The sequence below is a fragment of the Salinilacihabitans rarus genome, from assembly GCF_024296665.1.
Lineage (GTDB): Archaea > Halobacteriota > Halobacteria > Halobacteriales > Natrialbaceae > Salinilacihabitans > Salinilacihabitans rarus.
Genome location: NZ_CP100762.1, coordinates 2593117 through 2607332 on the forward strand (window position 1 = coordinate 2593117; position 14216 = coordinate 2607332).

At 70.9% G+C, this 14216-nt stretch carries 11 protein-coding genes; 4 read left to right on the plus strand and 7 right to left on the minus strand.

The window, feature by feature from the left end; translation table 11 throughout:
• Positions 1–2: 2 nt before the first annotated feature.
• Together pheT and pheS are read right to left on the minus strand one after the other, a co-directional pair.
• On the minus strand, positions 3–1736 hold the full coding sequence (gene pheT, locus NKG98_RS13545) for a phenylalanine--tRNA ligase subunit beta (RefSeq protein WP_254766449.1): 1734 nt from the start codon (positions 1734–1736) through the stop codon (positions 3–5).
• Positions 1736–3277, minus strand: coding sequence for a phenylalanine--tRNA ligase subunit alpha (gene pheS, locus NKG98_RS13550; protein WP_254766450.1), 1542 nt, complete (start codon positions 3275–3277; stop codon positions 1736–1738). The genes pheT and pheS overlap by 1 nt, the downstream gene beginning before the upstream one ends.
• A gap of 346 nt (positions 3278–3623) precedes the next feature.
• On the opposite strand from pheS, the gene NKG98_RS13555 reads away from it, so the two are divergent.
• Positions 3624–4133: a hypothetical protein gene (locus NKG98_RS13555; RefSeq protein ID WP_254766451.1), complete on the plus strand. Its 510-nt coding sequence runs from the start codon at positions 3624–3626 to the stop codon at positions 4131–4133.
• 34 nt (positions 4134–4167) lie between these two features.
• On the opposite strand, the gene NKG98_RS13560 is transcribed toward NKG98_RS13555, so the two are convergent.
• The 4 genes from NKG98_RS13560 to NKG98_RS13575 all read right to left on the minus strand — a co-directional run bounded on the left by NKG98_RS13560 (position 4168) and on the right by NKG98_RS13575 (position 8911).
• Entirely contained in the window at positions 4168–5754 is a 1587-nt protein-coding gene (locus tag NKG98_RS13560) for a tryptophan--tRNA ligase (protein ID WP_254766452.1), read from the minus strand.
• A gap of 50 nt (positions 5755–5804) precedes the next feature.
• The gene (locus NKG98_RS13565; RefSeq protein ID WP_254766453.1) at positions 5805–6953 is read right to left on the minus strand and encodes an FtsZ/tubulin family protein; all 1149 of its coding nucleotides are present in this window, start codon (positions 6951–6953) and stop codon (positions 5805–5807) included.
• A gap of 80 nt (positions 6954–7033) precedes the next feature.
• Positions 7034–8074, minus strand: a complete 1041-nt coding sequence (gene endA, locus NKG98_RS13570; RefSeq protein WP_254766454.1) for a tRNA-intron lyase — start codon at positions 8072–8074, stop codon at positions 7034–7036.
• 75 nt (positions 8075–8149) lie between these two features.
• Entirely contained in the window at positions 8150–8911 is a 762-nt protein-coding gene (locus tag NKG98_RS13575) for a DUF91 domain-containing protein (protein ID WP_254766455.1), read from the minus strand.
• A 135-nt stretch (positions 8912–9046) separates the two neighbouring features.
• On the opposite strand from NKG98_RS13575, the gene NKG98_RS13580 reads away from it, so the two are divergent.
• From NKG98_RS13580 to NKG98_RS13590, 3 genes are all read left to right on the plus strand, one after another.
• The gene (locus tag NKG98_RS13580; RefSeq protein ID WP_254766456.1) at positions 9047–10486 is read left to right on the plus strand and encodes an acetyl-CoA hydrolase/transferase C-terminal domain-containing protein; all 1440 of its coding nucleotides are present in this window, start codon (positions 9047–9049) and stop codon (positions 10484–10486) included.
• A 46-nt stretch (positions 10487–10532) separates the two neighbouring features.
• On the plus strand, positions 10533–11126 hold the full coding sequence (locus NKG98_RS13585; RefSeq protein WP_254766457.1) for a DJ-1/PfpI family protein: 594 nt from the start codon (positions 10533–10535) through the stop codon (positions 11124–11126).
• Between the two features lie 79 nt (positions 11127–11205).
• Entirely contained in the window at positions 11206–11856 is a 651-nt protein-coding gene (locus NKG98_RS13590) for an HAD family hydrolase (protein WP_254766458.1), read from the plus strand.
• A 7-nt stretch (positions 11857–11863) separates the two neighbouring features.
• Here the strand turns inward: NKG98_RS13590 and NKG98_RS13595 are convergent, their stop codons facing one another.
• Positions 11864–14212 carry a DEAD/DEAH box helicase gene (locus NKG98_RS13595; RefSeq protein WP_254766459.1) on the minus strand — a complete coding sequence of 783 codons (2349 nt, stop codon included), beginning with the start codon at positions 14210–14212 and terminating at the stop codon, positions 11864–11866.
• Between the last annotated feature and the right edge of the window lie 4 nt (positions 14213–14216).

Here is a 14216-nt window from a genome sequence, read left to right on the forward strand (position 1 = left end):
GCCTACCGCAGCGCCGCGAGGTCGAACTCGAAGGCGGAGACGGGCACTTCGAGGTCGTGTTCGACGAGCACCTTCGGGTGGACCTCGCCGACGACGCCCACCTCCTCGCCGTCGATCACGACGCTCGCGACGCGGCCGTCGATGAACGACGGGTGGTCGGTCGCGGGCGTCTCGAGGTCCTTGCCGAAGCCGCGGACGAGCGCCTGCAGGCGGGCCTTCGCGTCCTCGTAGCCGGCGTCGTGGCTCGCGAGGGTTGCCGCGACGGCCCGGCGCTCGGCGACGCCCGTGTTCTCCGTCTCGTCGACCTCGGCGGCGAAGCCGATCTCCGCGAGGTCCTGCGGGTACGCCCGGTGGGTGTTGTTCTCCAGCACCATCAGCAGCGAGGGGAGTACCCACGTCCGCAGCATCGTGTAGTCCTCGCTGTAGGGTTCCTTGATGGTCGCGGCCTCGCCCGCGCCGTAGACTCCCTCGCCCGGCTCGATCCCGAGGCGCTCGTAGTTTTCCGCCGCGTTGATCATGTGGAAGTTCAGCAGGTCCTCGAAGCCGAGGCCGACGAGCTGGGTGCGCGCGGCGTTTTCGAGCCGCGAGCGCTCGTGGCGGCCGCCGACGGTACCGATCTCGGGGTAGCGCGGTTCGAGGTCGTTGAAGCCGTAGGCCCGCCCGAGGTCGTCGATCACGTCCAGCGGGTGGAGCACGTCGACGCGGTACGGCGGGATCGTCACCTCGTAGACGAGGTCGCCGTCCGCCTCGTCCCGTTCGGCGTCCAGCCCCGCCCGCTCGGCGAGGTCGATCACCTCCTCGGGGTCGAGGCCGATCCCGAGGATCGACTCGATCCGGTCGTGGGCGACGGTCTTGGTCTCCGTCGAGAGGTCGGGACGGACGACCTCGGTGCCGACGTCCTCGTAGGCGGGTTCGTCGGGGTACTCGACGGTCACCGCCTCGATCGTCGCCCCGCGGGCCGCCAGCGCGTAGCAGACGACGTTCAGCATCCGGTCGATCGTCCACTGGTCGGTGCCGGTCATCTCGACGAACAGCTCCCGCGAGTCCGTCGAGACCTCTGTCCGGCGGCCGTTGATCACCGGCGGGAACGAGAACAGCCCGAGGTCGTCGTAGATCGCCGGGTAGCGCTCGTAGCCGTTCACGAGGGGGGCGTACTCCCGGCCGGTCGGGTGCTCATCGAGGACCTCGCCCGGGGTCACCTCGCGGTCGAAGTCGAGCGGGACGAACCGGTCCTCGTCGGGTTCGACGCCGGCGTAGCGGATGCTCGGGCTCCCCTCGGTGGCGGGCGAACCCTTGAGCATCGCGAGGTCGTGGATGCCGATGGCGCCTTTCGCGCGCTTGCGGCCCATCGTCGCGTGAAGCTTCTCCTGAAGCTGGATCAGCGAATCCAGGGCCTCCTCGTCCAGATCGACGCCGCGGATCACGGCGCCGGTCACGTACGGGCGCTCGTCGGGGACCGACTCGTCGACCTCGATCGTCCAGTCCGGCGAATTCGTCTTCGGGACGTGGACGCCGCGGGCGTCGCCGTACTGGTAGCGCAGCGAGCGTGCGACCCCCTCGACCGAGAGCCGGTCCAGCCTGTCGGGGGCGAATTCGAGTTCGAACGCGCCGTCTTCGGTCTCGCCCTCGTACTCCAGACCGAGCGCGAACAGGTCCGTCTTCAGTTCGTCGTCGCCTTTCTCCTCGTGGCCGGTCAGCCCGCGCAGTTCGTCGGGGTCGATCTCGACCGTGGGCATCAGTAGGTCACCTCCGTCTCGCGCAGCAGCTGCAGGTCACAGAGCGTCCCGTGGATGTCGCGGATGTCCTCGAAGCCGTACATCAGCATCAACAGCCGTTCGAGCGCGAGCCCCCACGCCATCACGTCGCAGTCGACGCCGAGCGGTTCGAGCATCTCCTCGCGGAAGATACCCGAGTTGCCGATCTCGACCAGTTCGCCGGTCGTCGGGTGGGTACCGAACAGTTCGAACGACGGCTCCGTGTACGGGTTGTAGTGGGGTTTGAACTCGATGTCGGTGATGCCGAACTGGGCGTAGAACTCCTCGAAGGTGCCCATGAGGTCACGCACCGAGAGGTTCTCGGCCATCACCCACCCCTCGATCTGGAAGAACTCCAGCAGGTGCGTCGGGTCGAGGGTGTCGTTGCGGTACACCTTCTCGACGCTGAAGAAGCGCGCCGGCGGTTCGATCTCGCCGATCTCGGTCCCGGAGAGGTACCGCGCCGACAGCGACGTGGTGTGTCCGCGCAGCGCGAGCGCGCGGGCGAAGTCCTCGTCCCACGGCGAGCGGTAGCCCTCGCCGTCCTCGCCGACGCCCTCGCGGTGGGCGCGCTCGACGCGCTCGACGAGGTCCTCGGGGAGGTGGTCGATCTCCGAGGGAGTTTCGAGGGCGAACCGGTCCCAGTGGGTTCTGGCGGGGTGGTCCTGGGGCATGAACAGGCAGTCGTTGATCCAGAAGTCCGCGTCGACGTGTGGCCCCGCCATCTCCTGAAAGCCCATCCCGACGAGGACGTCTTTCACCCGCTCGGCGGTCTGGCGGAGGATGTGGACCCGGCCGCCGTCGATCCGCTCGGCGTCGGCCTCGACGTTGTACTCGGCGAACTCGACGTCGCGCCACTCGCCGCTGGTGAGCATCTCGGGGGTGACCTGACCGACCGTCTCGGCGGTCTCGACCCCCGCCATCAGCTCCGTGACGCCGCGTTCGCTCAGCGTGATCTCGCGGACGGTACTCTCGCGTCGTTCGAGCAGGTCGCGTCGTTCGAGCGCGTCGAGGGTCGCCGCGGCGACGTCGACGGCGTCGGCGGGGACGCCTCCGCCGTCGTCCGTCTCCGCGTCCGAGAGCGTCTCGAGGGCCGTCGCCTCGGCGTCGGACACGGGATCGGCGTCGGGATCGGCCGTGATCTCGCCGCCGTCGATCGCGCCGTAGCCCTTGCGGGCGTAGTTCGACAGCGCGATGTTCACCGCCGGCCCGTCGAGCCCCGACGCGCCGATGGCCTCGCCCATCTCGACGGGGTCCGAATCGGCGCCGGCTTCGAGGGCCGCCTCGTACAGTCGTAGCTCGGGGAGTCCGTCCGAGACGTACTCCCGGCCCTCGTCGGTGAGGGCGATCGTCTCCTCGACGCGCTCGTCGACGGCGACCAGCCCCTCCGCCCCGAGTTCGAACGCCGCCCCGGTGACGGTCTCCGGCGGGAGGTCGGTCGCCGCGGCGAGGGCGTCGACGGACCGTGCCTCGTCCGCGCTCGCGGCCTCGAGGACCGCGACCTGTGGTTCTGGTAGCTGCATTCGCTTGGTGGTATCACTGCGAGTCGGTCAGTTAGCGGTTCCGATACCGCCCGGCGCGAGTCGCCGGACGACCCCTCGAACGGTCGGTTTCCCCGCGTGCGCCCGGTGTGGGCGCTCGCCGATCCACCGCCCCGGACTCACCGGGCGAAGAAGAAGCCGAATCCCGATCGCGGTCGCCGTGGCTGGAGTGCGAGGCCGGCACGCCCGTGGGATTCGAGTGCCATACGCGAGTCGTGTTCCGGCCGGAGCAAAAGCGTTGCGGTGACCCACGGCCACATCGCGCCGTCGCGCCGTCGCGTACTCTCGAACCGGAAGGTTTCTCCTGCCGACGTGAGAGCGAACACGTATGGCCGGCACCGATCCGGACGACGAATCCGACTCCAGCGACGATCACACCGCCGACGACCGCACTACCGGGCGGTCCGCCGACCGGGGCGACCGCACGAACCCCGGCGGCGACCACGCCGACTCCGGTCGTCCCGCTACGGATCTCGGTGACGGCGACGCCACCGTCGATCCCGACCGGCGGCCGACGGCCGTCAACGGGCTGCTCGGCGCCCTCGTCTCGCTGTTTCTGCTCTCGCTCGTCTCCTTCGCGCCGCTGTTTGGCGGTCTCGTTTCGGGCTACCTCGAAGGGGACGATCTCACGGCGGGCACAGTCGCCGGCGCGTTCGCCGGTGTGATCGCGGCCGCTGCGGTCGCGGCCGGCCTGTTCCTCGCTAACGGAATCGTTCCCGGATTCTTCCCCGAATCCGTGCTGGTCGGCCCGCTCTACGTCGTCGCGTTCGCGACGGCCGGCGGCGCGACCGGGTCGTACCTCAACGGCGAACTCGGCGACGAGATCGGTCGGTACTGACTCGCTTCGTCACGCCTTCGGGCCGCTCCGTCTGCTACCTCGCGCGCGACGATTCGAGTTCGATGTCGGCGTCTTCCAGCAACTCGGCGACCTCCTCGCGTTTCTCCTGGTGGTCGGCGAGGAACTCCTCCATCAACCGGGCGGCCTGTTCCTTGCAGTCCCCACAGAGGCGGTCGCCGCCGACGCACTCGTCGTAGACGCGCTTGGCGAACTCGTCGTCGTCGCCCGCGAGCAGGTAGGCGTACAGTTCGTAGACGGGACACTCGTCGGCCCGGCCGCCGAGTTCGCGCTGTTTCTCCGCGGTCTCGCGGCCGCCGGTCGTCGCCGCTTTCACCTTCTCGTAGCCCGCCTCGGGGTCGTCCAGCAGCGAGATGTGGCTCGCGGGGATCGACGAGGACATCTTCCCGCCGGTCAGGCCGGTCATGAACCGGTGGTAGATCGACGACGGCGGGAGGAAGCCGTAGCCGCCGTGTTCGACCTCGACCTCGCGGGCGAGTTCCTCGGCCGCCTCGCGGTCGAGGTCGAAGGCGTCGACGTGGGCCTCGAAGACGCGCTTCTCGCCGTCGACGGCCTCGATCAGCGCCTCGAACGCGTCCTCGTCGGCCCGCCGGTTCAGGAACCGGGTGCGTGGGCGCAGGGGCTCCATCCCGGCGTTTTCGAGCTTCTCGGCGGCGCGCTCGACGGTCCGCTCGTCGTCCGGGACCTCGAACCGGGCGCCGCCCTCGCCGCGGAGCCACTCGGCCGCCTCGGCACAGCGGGGCGTCCCGGGGTCGTCCGCGTACGCCTCGCGAGCCTCGTAGGCCTCGGCGATGACCGCGGACTCGTCGGCGGTCGCCTCGAAACTCGCGTAGGCCTCGGTCACGCCGAAGTAGCGCATCCGCGAGGCGAGGTCGCGGGCCAGCCGCACGTGCGGGTCCTGATCGGGGCCGACCGGGATCACCGTCGGCTTCGGCTCGTCGAGTTGCGGGTAGAGGATGTCGGCCATCTGCGTGACGACCGACTGCATGTGCGAGACGTCGGTCTCGCCGTCGAAGCCGTAGATCGAGCCGAGTTCGGAGAAGTTGGCCTCGATCCCCAGTTCGAACGCGAGGTCCTGTACCTCGCGGTTCTCCGACTGGCGGTAGAGTTCGCCCTCGTCGGGGTCGAAGCCGAGCGCGAGCAGCGAGAGCAGGTAGTTGCGCGCGTGCTCGTCGATCTCCTCCCAGGAGAGCCCGCGTGCGGCGTGGGCCTCGAGGTCGGCGATCAGCGCGTAGGCGTCGACGCCTTGCCGCTGATGCCAGATGATCTCGTCGAACACCAGCTTGTGGCCGATGTGTGGGTCGCCGGTGGGCATGAATCCCGACAGCACCGCCGCGGACTCGCCCTCGCGCATCGCCTCCGCGACGGGGCGGTAGTCGCGGTGGCCGAAGATGACCCCCCGGCGCATCAGGTAGTGGGGGTCCGGCACCTCGGGGAGCACTTCCTCGAACTCCTCGATGCCGAACTCCTCGAACAGCTTTCGGTAGTCGGAGACGGTCGAGGAGCCCCAGGGGTCGAGGGCGACGTCGTCGGCGCCTGCTGTCCCTCCATCCGGTAACGGTTCTCCCGATTCGGACCCCTCGATCGGCTCGTCTCCGGTCATCGTCACCGCCTTGGCGCTCCGAAGCGCAAAAGCCTTCGCCTTCGCGTCGCTCAGTCGTCCGCGCGAGCCTGCTCGCCCGCCGCCTCGCGTAGCCGGTCGAGTCGCGGCCCCGGGTCGACCCCGGCGAAGACGACGACCGAGAAGACGGCGTCGCCGTCGGGCCGCGGCGCGTCGCCGCCGACGATTGACCGGGTGTCGATCGTCGATTCGAGGTCGCGCTGGGCGTCGGCGACCGCGCGCCGTTCGAGCCACGCCGGCGGGCCGCCGACGATCAACATCGCCCGCTCGGCGCTCTCGCGCTCGCACTCGAACGTGAGTCGCCCGCGGACGGCCTTGCCGACCGCCGTCTCGACCGCGCTGACCGCCTCGGCCGTCTCGACGTCCGGCGTCGAGGAGAACAGCCCGAGGCCGAACCGCGACCCGCCGGCGTCGACCTTCTGGGCGCCGTGGCCGATCGTCGCGAGTTCGGTCCGGTTGCCCAGAACCCGCTCGACGTCGTCCTCGTCGATGGCGCTCTCGGCGACGTCGGCGGTCGCCTCCGATCCCGCCGCCAGCAGGGCCGCGACCCGCTCGGCGAACGTCCCGTTGAGGCGCTCGCGGGCCTCGGCGACGGACTCGTCGCGTCGCAGCCACTCCTCGTTGTCGAAACAGACGACGGCGCTGGCGAGGCCGTCGAGCCGTTCGAGGGTGCGGACGGCGTTCGCCGCCACCCGCGGCCGCGCCGGGCGGGTGCCGCCCGCGCTCCGCCGGCGGTCCGCGCCCGCCGCGTCGCCGCCGGGGGCGAACTCGTCGTCGGCCGGAAGCGTCGCGAGGACGTACACGGGGCCGTCGAACGCCCGCTGGAGCGTCGCGACGAACGCGGGGGCCACCCCGCCGCCGGTCGCCCCGCCGAGACCGATCGCGACGAACATCGCGTCGGCGTCCGACCCGTGTTCCTCCAGAAGTTGTCCCGTGAGGTCGCCCGCGCGATCCTTGCCCGTCTCGAACCCCCGTTGCAGGTCGCCGTCGAGGCCGCCGTCCGTCTCGCCGATCCGGTGGCGGTTCGACTCGGGAATCGCGCTCCCCGTCGCGAGGGCGGCGTCGTCGGTGTCGAACGCGTGTGCGCCCCCGACGATGCCGCCCGCCGCCGCGTCCGCCTCCCGGAGCGCCGACGCGATCCGCACGCCGGCGCCGCCGAGACCGATCACTTCGAACTCCATAGGGTACGCATCGAAACTCGATATTTTAATCTTTCCGCTCGTGAAGTCGCAACCAACGCCGTCCGGTCGGCGCCCGGCGTTCAGGGGGTCAGCCGCTCGAACGCCAACCACTCGACGTCCCCGCGGTCGTCGACCAGCGCGAAGGTCATCGTCTTGCGCACGCCGTGGGCGAGGCGGACGTCGAGCGCGAGGTCCCGGGGTTCGAAGACGTGGTCCGCGGGGAGGACCCGGACCAGCAACTCCGAGTGGTCGAGGTCGGCGACCGACTCGACGTCGGCGTACGTCCGGAAGTCCGCGCCGAACTTGTAGCCCGTCTTCGGGACGACTCCCCGCGAACGCAGGTGCTCGTACACCCGGAGGCGGCGGTCGAAGCGCTCGCCCTCGACCTCGCGGCCGCGCCGCCGGACCGTCGCGGGGTCGAGGTCGATCACGCCGCGCTCGGCGAGGTGGGCGGCTTCGAGCAGCGAGCACTGCAGCGTGGGCCGGTCGTACTCCCGTCCTTCGAGGGGCTGGCCGTAGAACGCCCGCTCGTAGAGCTCCAGCGGCGGGTCCCAGCAGACGACCCGATCCGTCAGGAGGTCGGCGTCGACGCCCGCCGGGAGGTCGGTCCCGCTGGTGCCGTCGATCGTCGGACGGCCGACCTCGAAGTAGGTGATTTCGCTCTCCTCGTCGACGACCGCCAGCACCCCCTCGGCGAGCGCCCCGGCGGGGACGTCCGTCCGCTCGCCGACGACCCGCAGCGCGTACTCGACCTCGCCGTCGCCGGGCCCTTTCCCGCGGGGGAAGACGGCGAAGTCGGCCCGCGGCGGGTCGACGACCCACGGCTCGCGGGCGGGCGAGAGGTAAAAGCCCCGCGAGCGGAGGTCGGCGTAGACCAGAAAGCGGACGCCGAACCCCTCGCCGGGTTCGCGGGCGACGAACTCGCGGAACGTCAGCCGGTCGCCGTCGACGACGACGGCGTCGAGGTCGCCGCGGTAGAGGAGGTGGGCCGCCTCGACGGGCGCGAGGGCGATCTCGTTGCCCGAGAGCGGGTAGCCGTAGCCGCGGGCGTCGTGATAGCGCTGGCGGGCGTCGCCGCCGACGCGGACCACCTCGCCGTCGAAGGTCCCCTCGAGTCCCATACCGGGTGCTCGGCCCGCGCGGCACAAAGCGCCTGCGGATCGGGCGCGTTTCGACGCCGACGTCGTCGGGCGACCTCACCCCTCGGCGGGGGCGGCCGACTCCTCGCGGACGCGCTCGCAGGTCGCGTCGAGACACCGCCGTCCGCCCCCGGTGTCGAACGTCGGGAGCCCGCAGGCACACTCGCCGTCGACGACGCCCGTGGGGATCGCGAAGCCAGTCTCGCACTCGGGGTAGCGCTCGCAGCCGGCGATGAGTCCGCCCCGGCGCAGGATCCGGAGGTCGTCGCCGCAGTCGGGGCAGGTCCACTCGCGGTCGAACGCCTCGCGGACGGCCTCGTCGAGGGACTCGCAGTCGCGGTCGAGGCAGACCCGGAAGGCCAGCCCCCGTTCGACGCGCATCCGGGGGAGGCCGCAGTCACAGCGGTCGTCGCGGATCGCCGCGTCGGCCGGCACGCCGTAGCGGTCGCCGCAGTCGACGCAGTGGACGCCGTTCGCGCGCACGAGGACGCCGCCGCAGTCCGGGTTCGGACAGTCCCCGACGGGGACGCCGGCGCTGGAGGCGGGGTAGTGGGCGAAGCCGTCGCGGTCGTGGGCGGCGATCCGCAGCAGGCGGTCGTCCTTGCGCGCGACGAGCGTGACCCCGCCCGCGCGCTCGCTCGAGACGCTGTCGGCGCGGGTGAGCCACGCGACGGGCTGGTAGCCGTCGACGTCGTGGACGAGGACGGTGTTGTCGGGCTTGACGAGCGTGGTCACGCGGCCGCGGTACTCCTCGCGGTCGTCGCCGTCGACGATGACGGTGCAGTCGCCGGCCAGCACGCGGATTGCGTCGGCGATCATGGTCGGTCTGGTCCCGGTTTCGTACATAAACCCGCGGCCGCCCCCGCGGCGTCGGTTTCAACGTATTCAAATTCTCTCGCAATTCAAATTTTAAATTAAATAACAGTTATCCGGGACGCGTCGGTACCGTCGAACATGAGCAGTGAACGGATCGCGGACGGACTCCCGGTAACGTCGGCGGAGGATGCTGCGGCACTGATTCCCTCGGAGGCGACGGTGTACGCGAGCGGGGTCGGCGCGGGACCGAAGGACGTGCCGATGGCGCTCGCCCGCTCCGACCGGGACCTGTCGCTGTCGGTCGTCAGCAGCGCGGACGCGGGGTTTCTGGCCGACACGCAACTGATCGCAAGCGGCGGCGTCGACTTCCGGTACCCGTTCGCCGTCTGGCCCGACCACCGCCGGGCGGCCAACGACCGGAGCCTCGAGTTCGTCGACGACCACTTCTCGTCGATCTCCCTCGCCGTCGGGCAGGGCCAGTTCGACGGCCCGTCCGTCGCCGTCGTCGAGGCGGTGTCGGTCGACGAGGACCGGTTCGTCCCGACGACGGCCGTCGGCGCCATCCCCACGTTCGTCGAGCACGCCGACCGGGTGATCGTCGAGGTGAACGAGGCGGTCCCCCTCGAAGTCGAGCGGTTCCACGACGTGTACGTGCCGGGGACGCCGCCACGCGAGCCGATCCCCGTCTCGTCGCCCACCGACCGTATCGGCGACCCGTTCGTCGAACTGCCGGACGGCCCCGACGCGGTCGTCCGGACCGAACAGCCGCCGATGCCGTACCCGTTCCGCGAACTCACCGACGACGAGCGCGCCATCGCGGACTCGACCGTGGCGTTTCTCGAACGCGAGGTCGAGCGCAACCCGACCCTCGACGACCGACTGACCATCGAGGTCGGCGTCGGCACCCTCGGCGACGAGATCATGCGGCGGCTGGGCGACCTCTCGACGGCCGACCGCGACCTCTCGTACTACGGCGAGGTGATCCAGGACGGTCTGCTCGAACTGGTCGAGGAGGGCGCGATCGACGGCGCCAGCGGGACCGGGATCGTCATCTCCCAGGAGTGGCTCGACCGCCTCTACGACGACCCCGAGCCGTTCGTCGACGACGTCCGCGTCCGGCCCGTCAGCGTCTCGAACGAGCCCTCGGTCATCCGGCGCCTCGGCGTCGTCGGGGTCAACAGCGCCGTCGAGGTCGACGTCTACGGCAACGCCAACTCCTCGCACGTCCGCGGCTCGAAGCTGATTCAGGGCGTCGGCGGCAGCGGGGACTTCGCGCGCAGCGCGCTCGTCTCCGTGTTCGTCCTGCCGTCGACCGCCCGCGACGGCGAGGTGTCCCGGATCGTGCCGAAGGCGACCAACGTCGACCACCCCCGGCAGGACGTCGACGCGATCGTGACCGAGCAGGGCGTCGCCGACCTGCGCGGGGTCGGCCCGGTCGAACGCGCCGAGCGCGTCGTCGAGAACTGCGCGCACCCGGCGTTCCGCGACGACCTCCGGGCGTACCTCGACCGCGCCCGCGAAGGCGACGGTCACATCCCCCACGATCTGGCGACGGCGTTCGACCCGATCGAACGCTGACGCGTCGTCGCGAAACGCGTTTGTCCCCGCCGCCCGACGTCCCCGCATGGTCGACACCGAGGCGGCGATCGTCCTCTTCGACGGCTTCGACGAACTGGACGCGATCGGCCCCTACGAGGTCCTCGCGAACGGCGCCCGCGCCGGCGCCTCGCTGTCCGTCCGACTCGTGACGCTCGAACCGACCGAGCGCGTCCGCGCGAGCCACGGCCTCCGGGTCGAACCCGACGGCGTCCTCGACGACCCCGACCTGCTCGTCGTCCCCGGCGGCGGGTGGACGGGAGACGACGGCGGCGTCCGCCGGGTCGTCGAGGACGGCGCGCTCGCCGAGCGGGTCGCGGACCTGCACGCCGACGGGACGACCGTCGCCTCCGTCTGCACCGGCGCGATGGTGCTTGCGACCGCCGGCGTCCTCGACGGTCGGCCCGCGATCACCCACCGCGACGCCGTCGACGACCTCGCCGACTACGCCGACGTGACCGACGCGCGGGTGGTCGACGAGGGCGACGTGCTCTCCGCCGGCGGCGTCACCTCCGGCATCGACCTCGCGCTGTGGCTGCTCGAACGCGAGTTCGGCCCCGAGGTGGCCGAGCGCGTCGCCCGGGAGATGGAACACGAGCGGCGGGGCGAGGTCGTCCGCTGAGGCGGCCGCGGGGCCGATCGGGCCGGCCGATCGGCCGCCGACCGAACGGCTATACGCTCCCGCGGCAATGTCCGCGTACATGAACGCAGCCCTGTTCGACATGGACGGCGTCCTGGTCGACTCCGAGGACTACTGGGTCGAACTCGAACGCGAGGAGATCCTGCCCGAGGTCGTCCCGGACGACGACGTCGACGTCGCCGAGATCACGGGGATGAACTACCGCGAGATCTACGACTACCTCGACGCGGAGTACGGGACCGCGGTCTCCCGCGAGGAGTTCGTCGACGTCTTCGAGGACGCCGCCCACGAACTCTACACCGAGCGCGTCTCCCTGCTCGACGGTACCCACGACCTGCTCGCGGAACTCGACGCACGCGGCGTCGCGACCGCGATCGTCTCCTCCTCGCCACACGACTGGATCGACATGGTGCTCGACCGCTTCGACCTCGACGGGGCGTTCGACGCGGTCGTCAGCGCCGAGGGGATCGACGGGCCGGGCAAGCCGGAACCCGCAATCTTCGAGCGCGCGGCCGCGGACCTCGGCGTCGCCGTCGAGGAGTGCGTCGTCGTCGAGGACTCCGAGAACGGGATCGAGTCGGCCGCCCGCGCGGGGACGGTCGTCGTCGCCTACCGGATCGACGCCCACGACGACCTCGACCTCTCGCCGGCCGACGAGGTCGTCGACTCGCCGGCGGAACTGCGCGAGACGGTGCTCGGACTGGTCGACTGATCGCGGCTCAGACGACCTCGACCGTCCGCGTCTCCTCGTGGGGAACCAGCGGCTCCTCCGGGAAGGCCACGCTGACGCAAAATTCGAGTTCGTCCGCGTCGGCGCCGAAGACGCCGACCGGGACCGTCTCCGTCTCCCGGAGGTAGGTGTTCGAACTCGTCATCTCGACCCCGTTGACGGTCACGCGGACCCCCGCACGGGCGGGTTCGCCGACGTTCCCGACCGTCACCTCGCACATCTCGCTCTCGCCGGTCGCGACCGAGTCGGGGAACGCGCCCCACTCGACCTCGACGGCCGGCAGCGACCGGGCGCTCTCGTACACCCGTTCCGCGACGCCCTCGGAGAGGCCGGCGTCGACGAGGCCGGCGACGCCCGCGTCGACGAGGTCGCCGAGGGTCGACAGCCCCTCCTTCGAGAGTTTGCTCGCCCGGCCGGAGCCGACGCCGTCGACGGCCGTCAGCCCGACCGCGTCGTCGGCGACGCCGTTCTCGATCCGGGCTTCGAGCCTGCGCGCGAGGTTGGCGTCGTGGGGACCGGCGAACCGGTCGAGGAACGCCCGCAGCGCCGACAGCAGTCGGAGGGCGTTCCGGCGGATCACCCACGCGTCGCTGCGCAGTTCCGAGGGGGTGGTGCCGCTGGCGGCGCCCCGGAGGATCGCGAGCACCTTCCGCTCGCCGGCGTCGAGGTCGCCCGTTTCCCGGCCGACGAGCACCGCGTTGATCGCGTCGCGTTCGGACTGGCGGGCCGAGACGGAGTCGAACTCCGCGGCGCGGGCGACGGCTTCGAGGAGGGCGTCCGCGTCGACCCCCTCGTCGCGCTCCGCGAGCGCCGCGAACCGGGCGGCCGTCTCCAGACGCAGGTAGTACTTCGAGGCGAGCACCCCGCGCGGGGTGGCCTCGATCGAGAGGTCCTCGCCGGTCTCGACGAACCCCTCCTCGACCAGCCGTTCGAGGCAGTCCCGGACCTTCCCGCGGAGGTTCGGGAAGTCGTACGCCTCGGGTTTCGACTGGCCGCGGACGTAGTAGAACGTCGTTTCGAGCCACTCCATCACGTCCTCCAGGTCGGTGATGGTGCCCATCGCGATCTCGGCGTTGAGGTGGGCGTCGAGGCTGTCCGCGAGGCGGGACTCGATCTCCTTGCCCTCCCGGAGGAGGCGGCGGTACTTGTCGGCCTCCGCGGTGTCACAGACGACCCAGCCGTAGCCGACGTCGTCGTACCCCGGGCGGCCCGCCCGCCCGAGCATCTGCAGGACGTCGAGCGGGCTCATGTCGACCTCGCCCTCGAGCGGGTCGTGGATCTTCGTGTCGCGGATGACGACACAGCGGGCGGGCAGGTTGACCCCCCACGCGAGCGTCGAGGTCGAGAAGAGCAGTTCGATCTTGCCCTCCTTGAACCACTCCTCGACGAGGTCCTTGTCGTTTTTCGACAGCCCCGCGTGGTGGAAGGCGACGCCGTCGAGCACCGAGTTGCGCAGCGTCTCGTTGTCGAGGGCGTCTTTGGTCTCGGTGTGGAAGTCGTAGTCCCCGCGCGGGCCGATCCGGAGGTCGCGTTCGGCGATCTCGTCTCTGGCCTTCTTGGCCGCCCGCACCGTGTCCTGCCGGGAGGAGACGAACACGAGCGCCTGCCCGTCCTCGCGCAGGTGGGGTTCGGCGAGGTCCAGCGCCCGGTAGAGCCGGCGGTACTTGTCGGCGAAGGTGTTCTCGCCGTGCGTGTAGGTCTTCACGCCCGCGTTGAGGTCGACGGGGCGGTACTCCTCGCCGAACTCGAAGGTACACTCCGGCGGGGCGTCGAGCCACGCCGCCACGTCGTCGACGTTCGGCATCGTCGCCGACAGCGCGACGATCCGGGGCGTACAGAGCCGCCGCAGCCGCGAGATCGTGACTTCGAGCACCGAGCCCCGGCGGTCGGCGTCGAGCAGGTGGACTTCGTCGATGACGCAGACGTCGACGTCGGTGACGAAGTCGTACCGCCGGGAGTCGTGCTTGCGCGTCGCGGAGTCGAGTTTCTCGGGGGTCATCACGAGGATGTCCGCCCGGCGGGCCCGGCGGGGGTTCAGGTCGCGTTCGCCGGTGACGACGTAGACGGAGTAGCCGAGTTCCTCGAAGCGGTCCCAGTCGGCCTCCTTCTCGTTGGTCAGCGCCCGCAGCGGCGCGATAAAGAGCGCGGTGCCGCCGTCGGCCAGCGCGTTACAGATCGCCAGTTCGGCGAGGGCGGTCTTCCCCGAGGCGGTCGGCGCGCTCGCGACGACGTTCTCCTCGCGGTCGAGCAGCGCGGGGAGGGCCTCGCGTTGCATCCGGTTGAACTCCTCGAAGGCGAAGGCGTCGGCAAAGTCGGGGAGAACCTCGGCGACCTCCATCGGG